Origin of the sequence: Denitromonas halophila (assembly GCF_007625155.1) — a bacterium.
In the GTDB taxonomy this organism is placed as follows: domain Bacteria; phylum Pseudomonadota; class Gammaproteobacteria; order Burkholderiales; family Rhodocyclaceae; genus Nitrogeniibacter; species Nitrogeniibacter halophilus.
This window is the reverse complement of the sequence record NZ_VMNK01000011.1, coordinates 98267-119177: the sequence shown is the minus strand read 5'-3', so window position 1 is coordinate 119177 and position 20911 is coordinate 98267. Positions and strand designations below refer to the sequence as shown.

The window sequence follows — 20911 nt, the reverse complement described above, 5'->3', positions numbered from 1 at the left end:
GCGCGCTCATGTGTCGCCCTCCGACTTCGGCAAAGCCACCTCGTGCAGCGGCGCGCGATCATAGGTGCGTTCGCCGATCGGCACGGCAAACCCCACCCGCTTCTTGAGAATGACGCCCACCGGGCAGATGCGGGCGGCCTTGTCGTCGGCCGCAAAGTCGGTATCGGCCAGGCGCCCGGATTCGGCATTGACCGCGAGCTTCTTGTTGATCCCCCGTCCGGTCAGCGCAAACACCGCTTTGCCGTCCTGCTCGCGCGAGGCGCGCACGCACAGCTCGCAATAGATGCAGCGATTGAAGTCGAGCAAGACCTCCGGGTGCGAGGCGTCGACCGGCCGATCCGGAAAGAAATGACGAAACCGCGGCGTGGTCATTTCCAGATCGTAGGCCATAGCCTGGAGCTGGCAGTCGCCGCTCTTTTCGCAGGCCGGGCAGAAATGATTGCCTTCGACAAACAGCATCTGCAGCAAGGTGCGCCGCTCGGTGTTGATTTCCGGCGTATCGCTTTCAACTTCCGCCCCGGCGCGCGCTGGCGTGGCACAGGCCGACACATGCCGGCCGGCCACCTTGACCACGCACAGCTTGCAGCTGCCATGCGGCGGAAAGTCCGGGTGCCAGCACAGGTGCGGGATGTAGCGCCCCGCCGCCCGTGCGGCTTCGAGAATCATCTGGCCGTCGTCGAAAGGCACGCTCTGGCCGTCCAGCAGAAAGGTCGACCGGCTCATCGGCTCGCCTCCGGTTGTTGCGGCAAATGCGCGCCGGCGTCATCGCGACCAGTAATCTGCCGCGCACGGCGCAGCGCACCATCGAGATCAAACGCGGGCGAAAAGTCAGCATGCATCAGATGGCGCTCATACGCCGGCCGAAACTTCTGCAGGCCGTCGATCACCGGATTGGGCGCCGCGCTGCCCAGGCCGCAGTGGCTGGCCTGCTTGAGCAAGCGGTCGAGGTCTTCGATTTCGAGCAGGTCGGCCGGGCTGCCCTTGCCCTCGGCGAGCTTGTCCAGCGTGCCCGCGAGCAAGGACGTGCCCACCCGGCACGGCGTACAGAAGCCACAGGACTCATGCGCAAAGAAGCGCACGAAGTTGTGCGCCACCTCGAACATGTCGCGGGTGTCGTTGAATACCATGAAGGCACCGGCGGTGGGTACATCTTCAAAGGCCACACGGCGACCGAACTCGTAGGGTGCCAAGGTGATGCCAGCCGCGCCACCCACCTGCACCGCCAGCGTATCGCTCGCGCCACAGGCGTCGAGCACCTGACGCACCGTCACGCCAAAGGGGAATTCGTAGATGCCCGGCCGCGCGCAATCGCCCGACACCGACAGCAGCTTGGTGCCCGCCGATTGCGCCGTGCCGGTGGCCGCAAACGCGGCACCGCCGTGCAGCGCGATCAGGCAGCATTTGGCCAGCGTCTCGACGTTGTTCACCACGGTCGGCAGGCCAAGATAGCCGTGCGTGACCGGGAACGGCGGGCGGATGCGCGGCGTGCCGCGCTTGCCTTCGAGCGATTCGAGCAAGGCGGTTTCTTCGCCGCAGACATAGGCGCCCGCGCCGAGGTGAATTTCGATATCGAAGTCGAATCCGGCCACGCCGCCAATTGACGCACCCAGCCAACCCTCAGCACGTCGCCGGGCGAGTGTGGCTTCAAGCGCCGGGCGCAGATTGAGATATTCGCCACGCAAGTACAGAAAGCCGCGCCGCGCGCCCACGGCCCACGCCGCCAGCGTCATGCCTTCGAACACGAGATCGGCATGCGCATCAAGCAACACACGATCCTTGAAGGTGCCGGGCTCGCCTTCATCGGCGTTGCACACCACGATCTTTTCCACCGTGGGCGCGTCGCGGCAGGCCAGCCATTTGACCGCCGTCGTAAAGCCCGCCCCACCGCGCCCGCGCAAACGCGAGGCCTGCATCTGACTCAACCACGCGTCACGCCCCATCGCGATAGCCGCCCGCAAGGCATCGCCCGGCAGTGCCGTACAGGACAGCAACGCATCGCGCTGCTGAATTGTGTTTTCGAACTGGAACAGCTCGACGGGCCAGGCGTCGAGGGCAAGCTTCTGACGGATGAGCTCGCAAATGATGTCGATGCGGTCTTCGTTCAGTGCGGCGATCGCGCGGCCATTGACCAGCATCGCCGGCCCCTGATCGCCCAGGCCGGTGCACGAGGTGACATCGACACTGGCCAATCCGTCTTCGGACACCTGCCCCGGCGCCAGCCACAGGCTATGGCACAGCCGCGCCATCAAGGCTTCGCTGCCGCACATGCGATCGATGATGTTGTCGGAGAACAGCAAACGGTACTGTCCGACGGGCTCGGCATGCAGAAAGCTGTAAAAGCCGACAACCCCCTCCACGCGGGCGCGCGGCAGATCCAGGGCCGCGGCCAGGGCGGTGAGCGCCTCCGGTGGCAACCAGTTTTCATGTTCCTGCAGTGCGATCAGCATCTGCAGGAGGTACTCAGGTCGTCTGCCGAATCGCGTCAGCGTTTCGTCGACGCGCTGAGCCCACGCTCCCAAGGCCATAAAAAAATCCTCGCGACATCGTAGACTTCATGGTGCACCCCAGCGCCATGACATTCGTTGACCCCGCGCAAAACCGGGCACTCAAGGGTCAATCAGACACAGGTGCTTCTTGTTTGAGGCAGACGCTGAAGGAAAAACGGGCCCCCTTGCCGACCACACTATCCACTTCGATCTGACCGTTCATCAACTCGCACAGCATGCGACAAATGGGCAGTCCGAGTCCGGTGCCGCCCTGCGGCCGGGTTGAGGACATGTCGACCTGTGAGAACGGCGTAAAGATCAGACGCTGATCGCTGGGTGCGATACCGATGCCGGTGTCGCTCACGTCTACCGCCAGACGGAAAGTCCCGACGTGATCGCCGAGCATTGACGGGGCGCGGCCCGCAGTCACCGAGATCTTGCCGGTCGGGGTGAACTTGAAGGCGTTGCCAATCAGGTTGATCAGAATCTGGCGCAAACGCCCGAGATCTCCGACCAGCCGTCTGGGCACCTCATCGCTCACCGAGTACTCAAATACCACCCCGGCATCACGCTCCTGGCTGGCAAACAGCCGACCCAGCACCTCGAACATGTCGCGCACCGAGAACGGAGCTTCGGTGAGGGTCAGCTTGCGTGCGTCGATCTTGGCGTAATCCAGAATGTCATCGATGATCGCCAGCAAGGCCTCGCCACTGCTGCGCACGGTATCGACGCAGGTGCGCTGCTCGGCGTCGAGCGTTGTCGCTTCGAGCAAGCTGGCCATGCCAATGATGCCGTTCATCGGGGTCCGGATTTCATGCGACATCATCGCCAGAAATTCGCTCTTGGCGCGATTGGCCGCCTCGGCCGCATCCCGCGCCAGCACCAGTTCGCTCGCCGCCCGTTGACGAGAGGTGGCGTCGGAAAAGCAGAACACGCGACCAATCACCTGATGGCGATGACGCGCCGGACGCGAAACGCATTCAAAGCTGCGGCCATCCTTAAGCGTGAACACATCGAAGGTCTCGTCCGACGAATCGCACTGACCGAAGCGTCCGCCGAGGCGCAAGCCGTCGTCTTTCATGGCAGCGCACATGGCTTTGAGCAGGGCGGCGTCATCCTGTTCGTGCAGCAACTGCTCGGAAATCGGCCACAAGCGCGCCAGCCGCTGATTCATGCCGACGACGCCACCGGCTCGGTCAAGCATCAGAATGCCGTCAGCGCTCGCCTCGAGAATTGCCCGCAGCTGAGCGTTTGAGTCGCCGAAGGGCGCATCGATGTTCGGTGCGGCATCGACCTCACGGGCCCGGACAACCAATGCGTCCTCGGCGCGCGCGATGCTCTGCACCACAGCCAATGAACTTCCGTCAGCACATTGATACAGGCCTTCGGCATCGGTCAGTTTGCCGGCGCCACCGGCCTGCACCTCGTTCCAGAAACATACATCCGCCAACCCTCGGGCCAGCGCAATGATCGGTGTGCCGGCCAGCGCCTTCACCGAGTAACCAAGACGCGCCGCTGCGGCACGATTGGCGCTTCTTACCGTCAGGGTTTGCGCGTTGATCACCAACAACATATCCGAACTGGCGCTGAGCATCAGGTCGGCATCAGATCGATTCATGCGACCTCCTGAAGGCTCGTGCTATCCGCGTCGATATCGACTTCCGTATCAAAGAAATAGGCAATTCGGGTTCGCGGGCTGAGGTAGTCGTGCACCGCCCGTGGCAGATCGCCGGGGCGCATCGCCTTGGCAATGTTGATCTCGGGCACTTGCGACAAATTCAGCAAACCCGCCTCGTCCTTGGGCATGTCGGGTTGATACAGCATCACCCCCGGGCGCAAAGGCGCTTTTGAATTGACTGACACCACCATGCCGAGGCGGTCATCTGACAGCGCAACGACCGTGCCCGGCGGATACACCCCGAGCTGCCGTACGAGTGCTTGCAGCACGCGCCCCTCAAAACGGCCACGCCGCTGAGTGAACAGAATGGACAAGGCCTCGTAGGGCGTCAAAACACGCTGGACGTCAGCCGGATTGCACAGGTCGTCGTACTCGTTGACCAAGGCCACCATGCGCGCCAGCGGGTGAATACGATCCGCGCTCACGCCTTTGGGATAGCCACTGCCGTCCCACGCCTCGTGGTGTTGCCCAATCACCGCCAGCACCGCGGGCGGAAGGCCGATCTGGTGGCCGCGTTTGACCCCGTATTCGCAGTGCAGCTTGCGCAACTCGACTTCCGCATGGGTCAGTGCATCGCGCTTTTTGGCCACACGATCCGGAATCTCCGCCAAGCCAATATCGTGCAACATGGCGCCAAGGCCAAGCAGCTGCATTTGCTCACCCGGCACGTCGAGCTGACGCGCCAGCAACAGACTCATGACCGCGGTGTTCAATTCGTGGCTATAGGTTTCTTCGCCGCCAATGCGATCCGCCATGGCATGAATGGTGATTTCCGGCGCGGCCAGCAGTGTCGACGCCATCTCGCCAAACACTTCGTTCAGCGCCGCCAGGCTCTCTGCGGGTCGGGCAATCAGATTCCGGTTGGCCTCGCGTACCGTCCGGCCCGTCTGTAGAAATGCGCGATCAACACGAGCCATGCGCATCCGCCGTGCGGCGTGTCGCTCGCGGCGTCGCTGACGGGCGGCTTCGTCTGGGTCCGGTACCGACGCGTCCGGGACATCGGCAACAGCCGGTGGCATGGAATCGGACGAAGCACTCGATGCCGGCGCGGGCACATCGCTGCGCGCGGGATCAAACCGGAACCGCTCGACACCCAGCTCACGCAACTGCGCGATCTGCCCTTCGGTCTTGATCTTGAATCGATCAAACGCAAAAGGGTGTCGGAACCATGGCAAATCGACAAACACAAATAGACCAATGCTGAGTGCGTCGGCATTGACGTATGAAACCGCTTCGTCCTTTGTCAGTTCTTCAGGAGCCATTCTTATTGATCGGTCTGTGACGAACAAAAAAATGAGCGACGGCGCGTTCACGACAAACACACGAATCGCCCTCTGCGGACCTTAACGACCCGTGCCGCCGATTCTTGAGCCGCGCAAACTCACATTCGGCATTTTTGTGATGCCCGCCGACAAGGCACCGACATATCGGCTGAAACACACGAAAAAAGCTGTACGCCGACATCAAGGCATCCCGCCAAACGCCTGATTTTTATTGATTTTGCCTTGCACAAGCGCGCCGCATGGACTACTACATGTAGTATGTGACAAAAGATTTAACGCACAACAGAAAACATCAAGTCACTGTTTTTATTGAATTTTTTATTCTTTGCGTTTACGGAAACTTCCGGTTATTCTGAACGCCGTTTTAACCGTGACACGAACACGCTTTGAGGGAAGAGACAACAACATGAGCAAGGCTACCTCCACACCAAAAAAAGCCGTCGCCGACGCATCCACGCTTATCGCGCAAGAGATTTCCGGTGAAGTGCTGATTGAAAAATACGCCAAGGGCGACGAGCAGAGCGTCGAGGCGGTTCGCCGCCGCGTGGCCCGCGCGCTCGCCAGCATCGAGACCGAAGAAAAACGCGGCCACTGGGAAGCCAAGTTCTACGAAGCCCAGGAAAAAGGCTTCATCCCGGCCGGGCGCATCAACTCCGCCGCCGGCACCAACCTGCAAGCCACACTCATCAACTGCTTCGTGCAGCCGGTGGGCGACTCGGTCACCGAGTCCGTCGATGGCCGCCCCGGCATCTACACCGCGCTGGCCCAGGCTGCCGAAACCATGCGCCGCGGTGGCGGTGTGGGCTACGACTTCTCCAGCATTCGCCCCAAGGGCGCGCTGGTGAAGGGCACGCAGTCCAACGCCTCGGGCCCCGTGTCCTACATGCGCGTGTTTGACCGCTCCTGCGAGACGGTCGAGTCCGCTGGTGCCCGCCGCGGCGCCCAGATGGGCGTGCTGCGCTGCGACCACCCGGACATCGAAGAATTCATCCACGCCAAGGATGAAGGCGACCTGACCAACTTCAACATCTCGCTCGGCGTGACCGACGACTTCATGAAAGCCGTCGAAGCCGACGGCGACGTGGAACTGGCGCACAAGGCCGAGCCGACCGAAGAGATCAAGGAAGCCGGCGCCTACCAGCGCGAAGACGGCCAGTGGGTGTACCGCAAGGTGCGCGCCCGCGTGCTGTGGGAACAGGTCATGCGCTCGACCTACGACCACGCCGAGCCGGGCATCCTGTTCCTCGACCGCATCAATCGCGACAACAACCTGTACTACTGCGAAACCATCGAGGCCACCAACCCCTGCGCCGAACAGCCGCTGCCGCCCTACGGCTGCTGCTGCCTGGGTTCGATCAACCTCACGCCCTTCGTCAACAACGCACTGACTGACAAGGCCGAGTTCGACTTCGACGGCTTCGGCAAAGTCGTGGCCATCTCCACCCGCATGCTCGACAACGTGCTCGAAGCCACCCACTGGCCGCTCCAGCAGCAGCATGAAGAAGCCCAGTCCAAGCGCCGCGTTGGTCTCGGCTTTACCGGTCTGGGCAACACCCTGGCCATGCTCGGCCTGCGCTACGACACCCGCGAAGCCTGCGCCATGGCCACCCGCATCTCCGAGTTCATGCGCGATCAGGCCTACCTGGCCTCGGTCGAGCTGGCCAAGGAGCGCGGCGCCTTCAAGCTGTTCAATGCCGACCTGTATCTGTCGGGCGGCAACTTCGCCTCGCGCCTGCCCACCAAAGTGAAGGACGAGATCCGCAAGCACGGTATCCGCAACTCGCACCTGCTGTCGATCGCCCCCACCGGCACCATTTCGCTCGCCTTTGCCGACAACGCCTCCAACGGCATCGAGCCGCCCTTCTCCTACACCTACACCCGCCGCAAGCGGATGGCCGACGGCACCTTCAAGGAATACGCCGTCGAAGACTACGCATGGCGCCTGTACAAGCACATCGGCGGCGATGTCGACAAGCTGCCCAAGGCCTTCGTCACCGCGCTGGAAATCTCCGCCAAAGCGCACAAAGACATGGTCGCCGCGGTCGCACCCTACATCGACACCTCCATCTCCAAGACGGTGAACGTGCCGGCCGACTACCCCTACGCCGACTTCGAACACCTCTATGTCGAAGCCTGGAAAGCCGGCCTCAAAGGCCTGGCCACCTATCGCCCCAACTCGGTGCTGGGTTCCGTCCTGTCGGTCACCCCGAGCAGCGAAAAGAAAGCCCCGCACGACGTCGAAATCACCGACGCCAACCGGCGCCTCTCCATCAAGAGCCTGCCCGCCCCGGTGCTGTCGTCCCTGCGCTGGCCGGGTCGCCCCGAGCTGCCCGACGGCAACGCCGCCTGGACCTACATGCTGTCCACCCCGCAAGGTGAGTTCGGTCTGTTCGTCGGCCACATGGAAAACAACGGCAAGGGCAGCTTCCCGTTCGAAGTATGGGTCAATGGTGCCGACCAACCGCGCGGCCTCGGTGCTGTCGCCAAAACGCTGTCGATGGACATGCGCACCAACGACCGCGGCTGGCTCAAACTCAAGCTCGAAACCCTCTCGCGCACCATCGGCGAGAAGTCCTTCGAAATGGCCTTTCCCCCGCATGGCGAGAAAAAGCTGGTGCCGGGCGCCGTTGCCGCCTTCGCTCAGGTAGTGAGCTATCGCTGCGAAAAGCTCGGTGCGCTTGAAGTCGAAGGCCCCACCCCGGTGCTCGACTCCCTGTTCAGCCTGCAAGAGCCCAAAACCGGCACCGACGGCACGCTGTCCTGGACGGTCGACATCCAGAACCCCGCCACCGGCGAAGACTTCGTGCTCGGCATCAAGGAAATCACCCTGCCCGACGGCGTCACCCGCCCCTACTCCATGTGGCTGTCGGGCAACTACCCGCGCGCCCTGGACGGCCTCGGCCGCATCCTGTCGCTCGACATGCGCGTCATGGACCCGGCCTGGATCGGCATGAAACTGCGCAAGCTGCTCAACTACCCCGAGCCGCTCGGCGACTTCATGGCCTTCGTGCCCGGTTCGCGCAAGCAGCAGAACTACCCCTCGACGGTGGCCTACCTCGGCCAGCTCATCATCCACCGCTACGCCATGCTCGGCGTCCTCGACGAGCGCGGCTACCCGGTCCAGGAAATGGGCCTGCTCGAAGCCCCGCGCGACGACAGCGAACCCAAGCTCATGCAAGGCTCGCTGTGCCCCGAATGCGGCAACTACTCCATGATCCGCAAGGACGGCTGCGACTTCTGCACCGCCTGCGGGGCTGTGGGGACTTGCGGTTGAGGTAGGGTTCGCATGCGGTGGGTGGTGAAGACTGCTGCCGCATTGGACTGATGGTGAAAGGCCCAACTCCTTGGGGGAGTTGGGCCTTTTCTGTTTTGTGACCGGTTTTCAATGCGATGCGCTTCGTCATCGTTGGACGTCGGCTCATCGGCCAAAGCAGCCGTTCAAGAGCCTGCGTTCGAATGACAGCTGTCGAGCGAACTCGATTCGTTAGCTATTGCGAACAGAATCCACCGCGTCTTCAGCGGGGATCGTCTCGTATATAACCTTGGACAGCACCGCAAATGCGGCATCTTCGAACGCCTTGTCATCCATGTAGCGCGAAACGATCTTGTCGTTCTCGCTCATACGCTGAATCATCAAGTCTTCCAGCATCTGGCGCAGGCCCAACTGGAACTTGTCGAAGGGGTTGGCCTGCCGGAGGCGAACCACCTCTGGGCTATTGGTCGCCTTCTCCCTGATCTGCTCGAAGAACAGCCGGTCTTCCTCGGAAAAATTGGTTCCGAAGCGCTCATTAAGCACTTCGATGATTTCCGACAGCGGGGCTTTGTCCTCCTTGGCCCTGCCGCTGCCAATATCCGTTGGGCTCTTGACCCCGTACTCGGCTTCACCCTCGCGCAGCTCAATGGCGCCAGAATAGACCCGCTGAAGACGGTAGTACTGTAGGCCGACCTCATCGCCCAACCTAACGGCGCTGGTATCGCGCGCCAACGGCAGGAGCGGCAGCAAGAAGCGGCCATAGCTATAGAGCATCTCCAGGTCCGCGTCGCCATAGGGAATGATCTGGCTGAGGAAGCTGTACACCTTCACATAGCCGCTCAGCTTGTCGCGAAATTCGCCGCGCCGTTCCTCGTCCTCCATCGCCTTGTAGCGATCCACCGCTGGTTGCAGATGGCGCTGCAAATGGGCGTGGTCGGCCGGGTTCTGTTTTCCCGGTGCCCGGTAAAAGATGTGGGCAAAGGCCTCCACTTCGCTCCAGTGGTAGACCTGAAAGGCGTCGAGCTCGTGCTTGAGTTGTTCGAGCTGAGCGGGGTCGGAACCTTCCTGCAGGCTGGTGGCGTCGTAGTACGGCTTGAAGGCGCGGTAGATGTCCTCGGCCTCGTTGACGAAGTCGAGCACGAAGGGCGTCTCCTTGCCCGGCACCATGCGGTTGAGGCGCGACAGGGTCTGCACCGCCTGCACGCCGTCCAGCCGCTTGTCCACGTACATGGCCATCAACAGCGGCTGGTCGAAGCCGGTCTGGTACTTGTTGGCCACCAGCAGCACCTGGTAGTCCGGTGAAGCGAAGCGCTCCGGCAGTTGCTTCTCGCTGATCGGCTTGCCGCTGACCACATCGATGTTCATGCCCGGTTCCGTGTATTCCTGGCCGGACTCCGGGTCGCGTACCGTACCGCTGAAGGCCACGAGTGGGCGGACGTCGCCGTAGCCCTTCTCCACGATATAGCGTTGGAAGGCCTCCATGTACTTCACCGCCTGCAGGCGCGAACTGGTCACCACCATCGCCTTTGCACGCCCGCCCAGGTGAGTGCGCACATGGCTGCGGAAATGCTCGACGATCACCTCAATCTTCTGGCCGATGTTGGTCGGGTGCATCACCAGGAACTTGGCGAGCGCCCGCGCTGCTTTCTTCTTCGGCAGATTGGGGTCCTCCTCCACTGCCTTGACCAGCTTGAAGTAGGTCTTGTAGGTCGTGTAGTTCTGCAGCACGTCCAGGATGAACCCTTCCTCAATGGCCTGACGCATGCTGTAGAGGTGAAACGGCTCCGGTTTGCCGCTGGGGCCGGTGCGGCCGAACAGTTCCAGCGTCTTGCCCTTGGGCGTGGCGGTATAGGCGAAGAAGCTCAGGTTCGGCTGACGGCCACGCGAGGCCATCACAGTAGCAAGGCCGTCCTCCCAGTCGGCTTCCTGATCGGCTTCGTCTCCTGCCCCGTCGGCAGCGCCAGTGCCGAGAATCGCCTTCAACTCCCGCGCCGTCTCGCCGGTCTGGGATGAATGCGCTTCATCGACGATCACCGCGTAGCGACGCTTGCCGATCTGCGCTTCCCAGGCCTTTGCCTGCTTCTCGGTCGCCTCGTCCGGCTCGTCAGCATTTTCAGCGCCTGCAGCGTGGAGCAGCCCCCTCAGCACGAAGGGAAACTTCTGCAGCGTGGTGACCACGATCCTGGTGCCGTCTATCAGCGCTTCGGCCAGTTGCTTCGAATCCTGGTCGATCGCCTTGACTACCCCCTGGGCGTGCTCGATCTGGTAGATGGCGTCTTGCAACTGGCGGTCGAGCACCTGCCGGTCGGTGATCACGATCACGCAGTCGAAGACCTTGTGCTCGCTCTCGTCGTGCAGGCTGGCGAGTCGATGCGACAGCCAGGAGATGGAGTTGGTCTTGCCGCTGCCCGCCGAATGCTGGATGAGGTAGTTCTGCCCCGGCCCCTCGTCGCGGGCGGCAGCGATCAGCCTGCGGGTGGCATCGAGCTGGTGATAGCGGGGGAAGATCATCGTCTCCCGGGTCACCAGGCGCATGCCGCCCTTGCCGTCGTCAAGCTTCTCTTCCTTCTTCTCGACGAAGACGAAGTGGCCGAGGATGTCGAGAAAGCTTTCCCGCTCCAGCACTTCTTCCCAGAAATAGCCGCTGCGGTAGCCGGAGGCGTGCCGCGGATTGCCCGCGCCGCACAGCACCTCGCCGGGGTGGCTGCCGCGATTGAAGGGCAGGAAGAAGGTCTTGCCGCCGGCGAGCCGGGTGGTCATGTGAACTTCGTCCGGATCGGCGGCAAAGTGCACCAGCGCCCGCTGCTTGAACTCGAACAACGGCGCACGCGGGTTGCGGTCCTCCTTGTACTGCCGCACCGCGTTGCGCCAGCTCTGCCCGGTCCAGGGATTCTTCAGCTCGCAGGTTGCCACCGGCAGGCCATTGACGGCGAACACCAGATCCACCGTCGAATGATCGCCCGGGTGGCAAGGCACCTGCCGGGTCACGGTCAGGCGGTTGGCTTGGTATTGCGCCAACACCTCTTTGTTGAGGCCATGGGCGGGCTTGAACCAGGCCAGCCGAAAGGTCTTGCCGTAAAACTTGAAGCCGTGGCGCAGCACATGCAGCGAGCCCTTGATGGCAAGCTCCTTCACCAGCGTCGCCAGCAGCATCGGCTCAAGCTGTGTCCCATGCTGAGCGCGCATCGCCTCCCACAACTGCGGCTGGGTTTCGGCGATGAAATCAGTGATCGCCTGCGGGAAGAGCGCCAGTTCCTTGTCCCAGCCACTAACGGCGCCTTGCTGCCAGCCCTTGGCCAGCAGCATCTGCGCCACGTAGGATTCGAAGGCCTTTTCGGTGGTCTGGGTCATGGCGGTTCCCGTCAGGTCATCCCGTTGATCTCGAACACCCGATACTTGAGCCACTTGGCAATGCCGTCGAGATCGGGGAACAACTGTTTGTCAAAGACACCGTACTGGTCCAGCCGACGGCGAATATCGTCATGGGCCGCATGGCTGATCACGATCTCCAGCACGTCCTTCTCCTCCAGCGGCTGCATCGGTTGATGGCAGGCGAGCAGCACGCCATCCTGGGCGCGGATGCGCGGCGAGACATGCGGCGGGTCGTAGATGACGTTGCCGGTGATGTCGAAGGGTGACGGCTCACCCTCCTTGACGGTTTCTGACTGGGTGCGAGGTCTGGCAATGGTCGCTGTATCCAGCTCGTCGTCCTCGATCACGGGTGGCTCGCCCTCCTCACCCAACTCGTAGTCCTCGTAGCCATCTTCATCGCCGGGTACTGCGATGGCGGTCTCAGATTCCGCCACTTTGGCGCCACCGTTCTTCTGCTGTCGGCGCAACTCGCTGTAACGTGGCGGTTCGCTGATCAGCACGTACACAGCGCTGTCCAGCGGGTTCCCATCCTTGTTCTTTTTGGAATCGCGGCAGGCGAAGTAGAGCGCCACCAGCGGGTTGGTGGTCCAGTCCATGAAGCGGGTGGGCAGGCCGTGGTGTTGGGCGATAGCCAGCGCCTCCCAATCATTGCGCGGCAGGTGATTCACATAGGTGAGGAGGTGGTTGCCGAAGGTCTCCAGCACCTCGTTTTCCAGCCTGTCGCGCTCCGCGGGCGGCAGGCCGCTCAGATGGTCATAGCGGCCGATGGAAGGCTTGAGGTCGTACCCTTCGAGGGCCCTCTTGCTCTGGCCGCGAAAATACCGGCGCACCCGCTTGCCATTCTTCTCCACGACACCCAGGCTGTCGCGAACCGTGGTCAGGTAGTCCTCGAAGTTCTCGACGGTGAACTCGTTCATACCACCGCCTCCCGAACGTCGATCTTGCCGCTCACGGCGGCGGTGATCAGGGCAGTGCGGTATTCCTGCAAACGGGCAATGGCCGCCTCGACCTTTTTCACCAGTCGGTCGATCTTGGCGGTTTCGCGGTCGAGGTAGGTAACGATGGCTGATTGCTCCAATTCATTCGGAATAAGGAATGAAAGCTTTTTTTGATCAAGCAAACCAATGTACGCTCTTGTTGATCCTAATCCCGCCAGCAACCTCAATTGATCCTGCCAGAAATCGCTTTGCATAAACCAAAAGAGAAAAACATTTTGTATTTCCCTTAAGCACCGGTAATAGGTTACCTGCGGGGTCAACATTACATATGGAAAATCACTCTCTTGGACCAGCCCAACACGACCAATCGTTCCTTTGTGAGTAAGAAGCACATCCCCCCTGAGTGAAAAGCCAATCCTCAGTGAATCTGCCTGTTGCTTGTCAATGTAGTTGCATCTGTCAAAATCTACCTTCCCATCGACTATGTGATTGGCCATGACAAAAGGAATGCCTTCACTCACGTAATCTTCTGCTTTCGGGTGCAATTCACCGTGATTTCCATCTTGTAGCTCAATATTTCTCGATACTCGTTCAATCCAAACTTTCCTTGCCTCCCACGCTGCCGGCACCTCGTCTAGCCATTCGATGCCGGAGCTCTTGAAGCGGGTGTGGGGCTGGAGGCCGAACTCGCGGGCAGCGGCGTCGGGCAGGCCGCGGGTGACGGTGCGGGAGATGAGCGCGGTGCGCTTCTCCTTGAGCAGTGCGATCAGCCGGCGCTTCTTCGCCACCAGCGTATCGATCCGCCCCGTCTCCCGGTCGAGGAAATCGGCGATGGTGGTTTGTTCATCTTCAGAAGGCAACGGAATCGCTATGTCGCCGATCTCCGATGCGTTCACCGCGGGGTAACTGACGCCTGTCGAACGAGCGACAATGCTTTCGACGAAATAGGACTCGCGTAGCGCATATGCGAGAAAAGCTGAACTCACTTTCCTCGGGCGAATTACCGCAAACCCTGTTGACACAACAAGGGGGTCGAAAATCTCTGGAATTGGGGCTATGGCTCGAAGGTAGGTCCTGACGGTGGAAACAATGGAATCTCCAGGCGCGACCTTGCGTCGTGCCCTTGAAGGAGCATTCTCGAAAATCATTGGTTCGGTGCTTGTGATGCCTTCTCCCGGACTCACACTGCCGATATCGACATAGGAGAACTCGAAATCCGGGTCAGTTGTTTCCGGCAAGGCGTCATCGTTAATCGTGGCCGAGAATTTCAGCCGCTTCACCTCCCAATGCCCCGGCACACGCCCCAACCACTGGACGCCGCTATCTCTGTACTTGGGATAGGCGGGGAATCTCATGCGCCCCTCCCTTGCGAGTCGTCCAGAGCTGTACTCGTATGGCTCAAGCCCCCGAATCCACCTTGGCGGGAGTGTCCAGTCAAGCAACGGTCACGCAACACGCTGGCCGCAACGTGTTGAAATGCAAAGGGATGGAGGGAGGGCGACCCGAAAACCGGCCCTCCAGTCAAACAACGGTCAAGCAATGGCCGGATCTCCATCATGCCCACCTCGGCAGGTACTTCCTGGCCCGGCTGCCGACGGTCTCGTCATGGCAGCGGATCAGGCCGGCCTCGATGGCATCCTTGATGATGCGGGAGACCATGGAGCTGTTCTTCTCGTCGATGCCGAAGCGCTCCCGCAGGGTGGTGTTGGTCATGTAGTCGCGCTGCACGTAGCGCAGGCAGGCGTGCAGGTAGCAGGCACGGATGCGGTCGCCCTTGTCCATCTCCTTGAATTCGCGGTGAGCGAAGAGGACGGCGCGGGTGTGTTCGTTGCTGGTTTCGAACAACGGCGCGGGAAGCTGGTAGAACTCGGTCTGGAAGACCACCTTGTCCACGCCGCTGCCGCGCTCCTCGCAGACGCCGACGCGGCGCATGAAGGAGGCCAGAGCCTCGTTGCGGGAGCGGGGCGGACTGTCGAGAAAGCGATCGGTCTGCACCAGCGGCAGGCCGGGGTTGGTGATCTCCATGCGATCGGAAAAGATCTCCACCATGGGGCCGGTGCCGGTGAGATGAAAGTCCTGGTGGATGATGGCGTTGGCCACCAGCTCGCGGATGGCCAGTTCCGGGAACATGGGCACCTGCTTGCGCAGGGCCTGGCCGATCACTTCGTTGCTGGGCAGCAGATTGGTGACAAATCCGATCAGCCCCTCGAAACCAGCGGCGTAGCCCTTGCCGCCCTCCTGCTCGCGCACGGTTTCCACCCGGCTCTCGCCCTTGTAGAGCACCACTCGCACCGCCTTGCGGGTGAGGATGCGGAAATTGGCCAGGCGTTTGGCGAACAGCACGGCGCCCAGGTTGGTGATGCTCCACTTGCCGCCCTTGCCGGGGGCGATCATGTCGTCTGCAGCCAGGGCGGCCAGGATGCCGTCCCGGCCTTCGGGCAGCGGCAGCGAGAGCAGGTCGAAATAGGCCGGGTACTCGAGCAGCCTGAGTACCTCCTCGGCGGCAACGTTTTCGGCGGCGATCTCTTTTTCAAAGGGGATGCGGTCGAAGACCCGCCACAACTCGCGCTCCTTTTCCGGGAAATCCTTCAGCTTCTTCTTGTAGGAACCGATGCGGATGTACTCCGTGCCCTTGAACTGCACCGGGTGGCGGAAGGCAGCACCGATTTCCAACAGAACGACCGGTTTGTCCTCTGCCTGAAGGGCGTAGAAGCGGAAGTTGATCTTGGGCGAGAGCAGACGCAGCAGCCAGCTTTCCAGTTCTTCGTTGCCGACGCGGGCGGCTGCCGGGTTGAACGTGGTGCCGATGATGGCGTGGGAGTCATTGTCCAAGCCCCAGACGAGCCAGGCGTGGACCTTGCCGGTCAAGGCGGCGGCGTTGGCGAGGGCGGAAAGGTATTCGCCGATCTCGTCCGGGTCGGCGTTGTTGTGCTTGAACTCCACCCACTCGGTCTCGCTAGGCAGTTTGCGCAGCTCGGTCAGTATGCCGAGAAGATCGCTCTCCGGCCGGTCGATGCTCACGCAGTGACCTCCCTGAGCAGGTCGAGGATTTCGCCTTCCAGCACTTTGATTTCGGCCTCGATCTCGGCCAGCTCGCGCGGTGGTTCATAGCGGTAGAAGTGGCGGTTCATGGGGATTTCGTAGCCGACCTTGGTCTTGCTGTGGTCGATCCAGGCGTCGGGCACGTGGGGCAGCACTTCGCGCTGGAAGTACGCTTCGATGCTCTCCTTGAGCGGTATGGTTTCGGTGTCGCGCAGGTCGGTGTCCGGTTCCGGCTCGCCCTTCTTGTCGCGGCAGATTTCGGCCGTTTCATCTCGCTCGCTCATGGCGGCGAGCACCGCCTTCAGTTCGGGCGCGGAGAGTTTCACCCCGTGGGCGCGGTCGATGTCGCGCAAGGCGAGCAGGAACCGTTTGCGGTCCTTGAACAGGGCTTCGCCGTGCCGTTCGGCAAAGGCGGCAAGCAGATCGCGGATCTCCTGCTGGCGCGCGCGGCCGGCCGCGATTTCCTGCTGGCGGATGGTCTCATTCTTCTTGTTGCTGGAGGTGATATTCTTGAAGGCGGTTTGTTCCTCCAGGCGGGCAATGCGCTCGGCCGTCGCCTTGAAGTTGAGGCGCAGCGGGCGTTCGACGGTGATCTTGTGGTAGCCGAAGTCGTCGTTGTCGAACACCTTGCTGACGATCAGCTCTTTCTCCTTGCCGTCGAGGCTGAAGCTGCGCGTTTCGCCGTCCTGGAAGCTCTCGTAGATGCGGGTGATTTCGGCGATATGGTCCGGGTCTCTGGCCTTGTCCTGCGGGTCGCCGATGCGGCGGCGCTTGTTGCCGAGCGACTTTTCCATCGGCACCCAGAAGTTGCGGGCGTCGATCAACTGAACCCTGCCCTTGCGCGCCCGGGCCTTGCGGTTGGTGATGACCCAGACGTAGGTGGCGATGCCGGTGTTGTAGAAGAGCTGTTCGGGCAGAGCGACGATCGCCTCCAGCCAGTCGTTTTCGATGATCCAGCGGCGAATCTCGCTCTCGCCGCTGCCGGCGTCGCCGGTGAAGAGCGGCGAGCCGTTGAAGACGATGCCGATGCGGCTGCCGTCCTTATCGACCGAGCGCATCTTCGAGATCATGTGCTGCAGGAACAGCAATGCCCCATCGTTGATGCGCGGCGTGCCGGCGCCGAAGCGCCCGGCGTAGCCCAGGGTGTCTGCCTCATGGTTGATGTATTTCTGCTGCTGCTTCCACTCCACGCCGAAGGGGGGGTTAGCCAGCATGTAGTCGAAGGTCCACTTGTTGCCGTCGGGATCACGGTCGAAGCCGTCGCGAGTGAAGGTGTCGCCGAGAATGATGTTGTCGGCATCCTCCCCCTTGATGAGCATGTCCGATTTGCACACCGCCCAGGCCTCGTCGTTCCAGTCCTGACCGAAGAGCTTGGGTTTTGCCTCACTGTTGAGATGACGGATGTATTCCTCGGCGACCGAGAGCATGCCGCCGGTGCCGCAGGCCGGATCGTAGATGGTCTTGACCACGTGGCTCTTGGCAAGATCCTGTTCGGGCGCCAGCAACAGGTTGACCATCAGCTTGATGACCTCGCGCGGCGTGAAGTGCTCCCCGGCCTCTTCGTTCGACTGTTCCGCCCCAATGCGGATGAGTTCCTCGAACACATAGCCCATCTGTATCTGATCCACCCGTTGGGGGGAAAGATCGATTTTGGCAAAGGCCTTGACCACCTCGAACAGGATGTTCTTCTCCCCCATGTGTGCGATCTGCTCGCTGAACTTGAACTTTTCCATGATGGCGCGAACGTTGAGGGAGAAGCCGTTGATGTAGCTGTTCAGGTTCGGTGCGAGGTTGTTGGGGTCGTCCAGCAATGAATGATTCTTCTCACCCGGCAGGGTGAGCTGCATTCGCGACAGGTTGTAGAACCGGTGGCCGGTGATCTGCTGCAACCGTGCCTGCTGGACACGCTCGGGCTTGGTCTTGAGCGATTGAAACGCTTCAAACGCGGCGTGGCGCGTCGGCGCCAACAGACACTCGAAGCGGCGCAGCACAGTCAGCGGAAGGATGACCTTGCGGTACTCGTTGCGCTTGTAGGGGCCGCGCAGCAGGTTGCAGATGGACCAGATGAAGCTGGCCAGTTGGCTGTGGGTTTCGCCGTTCATTTTGTCATGTCTTTCTTGTCGGAGCCGCTGCTTGCGTTGGTATGCGCCTTCATCCAGCGATCGATCGCCTCACGGTCGAAACGCCACTGGCTGCCTATCTTGGAGGCGGGGATCTCGCCGCGCTGAGCCATGCCGTAGAGCTTGGTGCGGCTCAGCTTGATGTAGCTGGCCAACTCGTCAATGGTCAGCCATTTATCGAGTGCGTCCATGGCCTCACGATAGGGGAGAAAGTTAGTCAGAAATTGATAACGAACGATAACCTTAGATAGCGTTAACTACAAGAGCATGAATTACGTCTGCATCAGCGCAATACTCAGGACCCGTTGGTGGGCCATTTAAATGCAATCGGTCTGTGCCGCAAGGGTCGCGTCAGTGGGGGCGCTGAGAACTTGGGACGTGAATTCCGAAGCAGCCGTTCACTCACGGAAGACCGACCGGCCGCTAAGGCCGATGAGGCGACAAACGCGCCTCACAAACACCTTCATTTTCCCGCCGGCATTCCGACTACCCCCTTCCCCAACCGATCCGCAATCCCCAACATGAAATCCACCACCACCCGCACTCTCGGCGCACGGTAGCGGTCGGCGTGGTAGATGAGCCAGGTGCTGCCCTGGTAGCGGCCGAGCAGTTGCCAGCCGGGGAGCACGGGCACCAGCGTGCCGCTGGCGAGTTGCTGGCGGGTGGTGAAGTCGGGCAGGCAGGCGATGCCGTAGCCGGCTTCGGCGGCGTCGCGCCGGATTTCGCTGTGGTTGCTGGCGTAGCGGCCGCGCACGTGCACCACGCTGCGTTCGGCGCCGCGCACCAGGCACCATTCGTCGTCGCCGGGTAGTTCGGCCAGGTGCAGGCAGCTGTGCCGGGCGAGGTCGGCGGGGTGTTGCGGGGTGCCTTCGCGCACGAGGTAGGCGGGGCTGGCGTAGAGCAGCGTGCGCACTTCCATGAAGGGGCGGGCGACGAAGCCCGGCGGCGGGTCGCCGAATTGCAGGGCGATGTCGACGCCTTCGGCGATGAGGTCCACGGCCTGGTCGCTCATCATCAGTTCGAGGTCGAGCCGGGGGTAGGCGTCGAGCAGGGCCGGCAGTTGGGGGTGGATAAGCTGGCGCAGCGCGGCTTTGGGGGCTGCGATGCGGACGCGGCCTTCGACATTGCTGGCGTGGCTGGCGGCGCCGTCGCAGGCGGCGTGCGTGGCGTCGAGCATGGCGCGGGCGTGGCGCAGCACTTCCTGCCCGCCAGCGGTGAGGCGCAGGCGGCGGGTGCTGCGTTCGAGCACGGTGAGGCCAAGCGCGGCTTCGAGTCGAGCGATCTGGCGGCTGACGGCCGACGGCGTGGTGCCCTGCGCGCGGGCGGCGGCGCTGAAGGAGCCGGCTTCGGTCACGCTCACCAGCGCGGCGAGGTCGGACAGCAGGGGGAGGAGTTCATTTGTTCTCACTACGCACAAATCCTTTGCTTGACTGACGGATTATCGCTTCAATCGCCTAGTTTCATACTGCTTGCCAGTCGATGCAACCACACTGAGTGAGCCGAAACGATGATCCGCCTGCCCGCCGCCACTGCCCTGCCCCAGCTGCCACCCGCCGTCTTGCTGCTGCTCACCGCCGCCATCTGGGGCAGCAGCTACAGCGTGGTGAAAACCGCGCTTGCGTGGTATCCGGTGGCGGGGGTGATCGCCATCCGTTTTCTGCTCACCGCGCTGGTGCTGGCGCCGTACTGGTTGCGCCTGACGGCGGCGCAGCGGCAGCAGACGCTGGCGGTGGCGGCGCCGACCAGCCTCGGCCTGTTGGCCATCTTGTTTGCCGAGACGGCGGGCGTCGCGCACACCAGCGCGGGGAACGCGGCGTTTCTGATCAGCCTGTGCCTGCTGCTGACGCCGCCGGTGGAATGGGTGTGGTTTGGTCGCCGGCCGGCCGCGCGGCTGTGGCTGGCTGCGGGCGTCTCGCTGCTGGGCACCTGGCTGCTCACCGATGTGGCGGCCGGGGGGCTCAATGGCGGTGACGCCCTCATGTTGCTGGCCGCGTTGCTGCGCGCCTTTCAGGGCTGCCTGACCACCCGCCTGCTGCGCGGCAAGGCGGTGGACCACCTGGGGCTCACGGCAGCGCAGGGTTTGATGGTGGGCAGCGGTGCGTTGGTGGTGCTGGTATTCACCGGCGGCGTGCCGGCGCTGCCCACGGTCGGCGCGTTCTGGGCGGCACTGATGTACCTCACGCTGGCGTGCACGCTGTTTGCGTTCTGGGCCATGAATCGCGCGCTGGCGCAAAGCAGCCCGACCCAGGTGGCGCTACTGCTGGGCAGCGAGCCACTGTGGGGGGCGATGTTTGCCGTGCTCTGGCTCGGCGAGCCGCTGGGGGCGAGCGGCTGGTTGGGTGGCGTGATGATTGCGGGAGCGGCGCTTTGGGTGTCGGTGCCCGTTGGCCACGGCGGCCCCGGGGGCGCTGCGCTTGCCCGGGCTACATCGGGCTTGAGGCGTTGGGTGAGCGTCATCCGAGCGCCGGGGCGACGTCGGGTGCGAAACGAGGTGTAGCGCGTCGGGTCGGTGGGTGCGCACCTATTGAGCGTGATGTTTGGCGGTCTGCCCGATTCCACTGGCCGCGGGGGCGGCGCTTTGAGTGTCGTTGCCGCGGCTTCGGGGGTGGGTCGGGCGCTGCAACTGGTGGGCGGAACCTGCCGCCCGGGGTGTGATGCTTGATTTGCCCCCAAGCAGTGGCGCCGCATGGCATGCTGCGCGCTCACAACACCGACGTGGCGTGCCTCAAGGGTGAGGCG

13 protein-coding genes are annotated in these 20911 nt (G+C 62.4%); 2 read left to right on the top strand and 11 right to left on the bottom strand.

The genetic code is table 11. The annotated features are described in order from the left end of the window. Window positions 1-6: 6 nt before the first annotated feature. The 4 genes from FHP91_RS12660 to FHP91_RS12645 form a co-directional block, all read right to left on the bottom strand. Window positions 7-723: a 2Fe-2S iron-sulfur cluster-binding protein gene (locus FHP91_RS12660; RefSeq protein ID WP_144309939.1), complete on the bottom strand. Its 717-nt coding sequence runs from the start codon at window positions 721-723 to the stop codon at window positions 7-9. After that, the gene (locus tag FHP91_RS12655) at window positions 720-2525 is read right to left on the bottom strand and encodes an NAD(P)H-dependent oxidoreductase subunit E (RefSeq protein ID WP_144309938.1); all 1806 of its coding nucleotides are present in this window, start codon (window positions 2523-2525) and stop codon (window positions 720-722) included. The genes FHP91_RS12660 and FHP91_RS12655 overlap by 4 nt, the downstream gene beginning before the upstream one ends. 88 nt (window positions 2526-2613) lie before the next feature. Then, complete coding sequence (locus FHP91_RS12650) at window positions 2614-4104, bottom strand: PAS domain-containing protein (protein WP_144309937.1); 1491 nt, start codon at window positions 4102-4104, stop codon at window positions 2614-2616. Then, the gene (locus tag FHP91_RS12645) at window positions 4101-5426 is read right to left on the bottom strand and encodes an HD-GYP domain-containing protein (protein WP_144309936.1); all 1326 of its coding nucleotides are present in this window, start codon (window positions 5424-5426) and stop codon (window positions 4101-4103) included. Before FHP91_RS12645 ends, FHP91_RS12650 begins: the two co-directional genes overlap by 4 nt. Window positions 5427-5853: 427 nt before the next feature. On the opposite strand from FHP91_RS12645, the gene FHP91_RS12640 reads away from it, so the two are divergent. After that, entirely contained in the window at window positions 5854-8721 is a 2868-nt protein-coding gene (locus FHP91_RS12640) for an adenosylcobalamin-dependent ribonucleoside-diphosphate reductase (protein ID WP_144309935.1), read from the top strand. A 210-nt stretch (window positions 8722-8931) separates the two neighbouring features. On the opposite strand, the gene FHP91_RS12635 is transcribed toward FHP91_RS12640, so the two are convergent. The 7 genes from FHP91_RS12635 to FHP91_RS12605 all read right to left on the bottom strand — a co-directional run bounded on the left by FHP91_RS12635 (window position 8932) and on the right by FHP91_RS12605 (window position 19580). Next, the gene (locus FHP91_RS12635; RefSeq protein ID WP_144309934.1) at window positions 8932-12051 is read right to left on the bottom strand and encodes a type I restriction endonuclease subunit R; all 3120 of its coding nucleotides are present in this window, start codon (window positions 12049-12051) and stop codon (window positions 8932-8934) included. 11 nt (window positions 12052-12062) lie between these two features. Further along, the gene (locus FHP91_RS12630; protein WP_144309933.1) at window positions 12063-12989 is read right to left on the bottom strand and encodes an FRG domain-containing protein; all 927 of its coding nucleotides are present in this window, start codon (window positions 12987-12989) and stop codon (window positions 12063-12065) included. Further along, window positions 12986-14365: a restriction endonuclease subunit S gene (locus tag FHP91_RS12625; RefSeq protein WP_144309932.1), complete on the bottom strand. Its 1380-nt coding sequence runs from the start codon at window positions 14363-14365 to the stop codon at window positions 12986-12988. Before FHP91_RS12625 ends, FHP91_RS12630 begins: the two co-directional genes overlap by 4 nt. Window positions 14366-14564: 199 nt before the next feature. Continuing rightward, window positions 14565-16031 (bottom strand): ATP-binding protein, encoded by a 1467-nt coding sequence (locus FHP91_RS12620; RefSeq protein ID WP_144309931.1) that lies wholly within the window; start codon window positions 16029-16031, stop codon window positions 14565-14567. Then, window positions 16028-18154 (bottom strand): type I restriction-modification system subunit M, encoded by a 2127-nt coding sequence (locus FHP91_RS12615; RefSeq protein ID WP_144309930.1) that lies wholly within the window; start codon window positions 18152-18154, stop codon window positions 16028-16030. Before FHP91_RS12615 ends, FHP91_RS12620 begins: the two co-directional genes overlap by 4 nt. Beyond that, complete coding sequence (locus FHP91_RS12610) at window positions 18151-18363, bottom strand: helix-turn-helix domain-containing protein (protein ID WP_144309929.1); 213 nt, start codon at window positions 18361-18363, stop codon at window positions 18151-18153. Before FHP91_RS12610 ends, FHP91_RS12615 begins: the two co-directional genes overlap by 4 nt. A 272-nt stretch (window positions 18364-18635) precedes the next feature. Then, window positions 18636-19580: a LysR family transcriptional regulator gene (locus tag FHP91_RS12605; protein ID WP_144309928.1), complete on the bottom strand. Its 945-nt coding sequence runs from the start codon at window positions 19578-19580 to the stop codon at window positions 18636-18638. A gap of 99 nt (window positions 19581-19679) precedes the next feature. On the opposite strand from FHP91_RS12605, the gene FHP91_RS12600 reads away from it, so the two are divergent. After that, the gene (locus FHP91_RS12600) at window positions 19680-20669 is read left to right on the top strand and encodes a DMT family transporter (RefSeq protein WP_144309927.1); all 990 of its coding nucleotides are present in this window, start codon (window positions 19680-19682) and stop codon (window positions 20667-20669) included. Window positions 20670-20911: the final 242 nt, after the last annotated feature.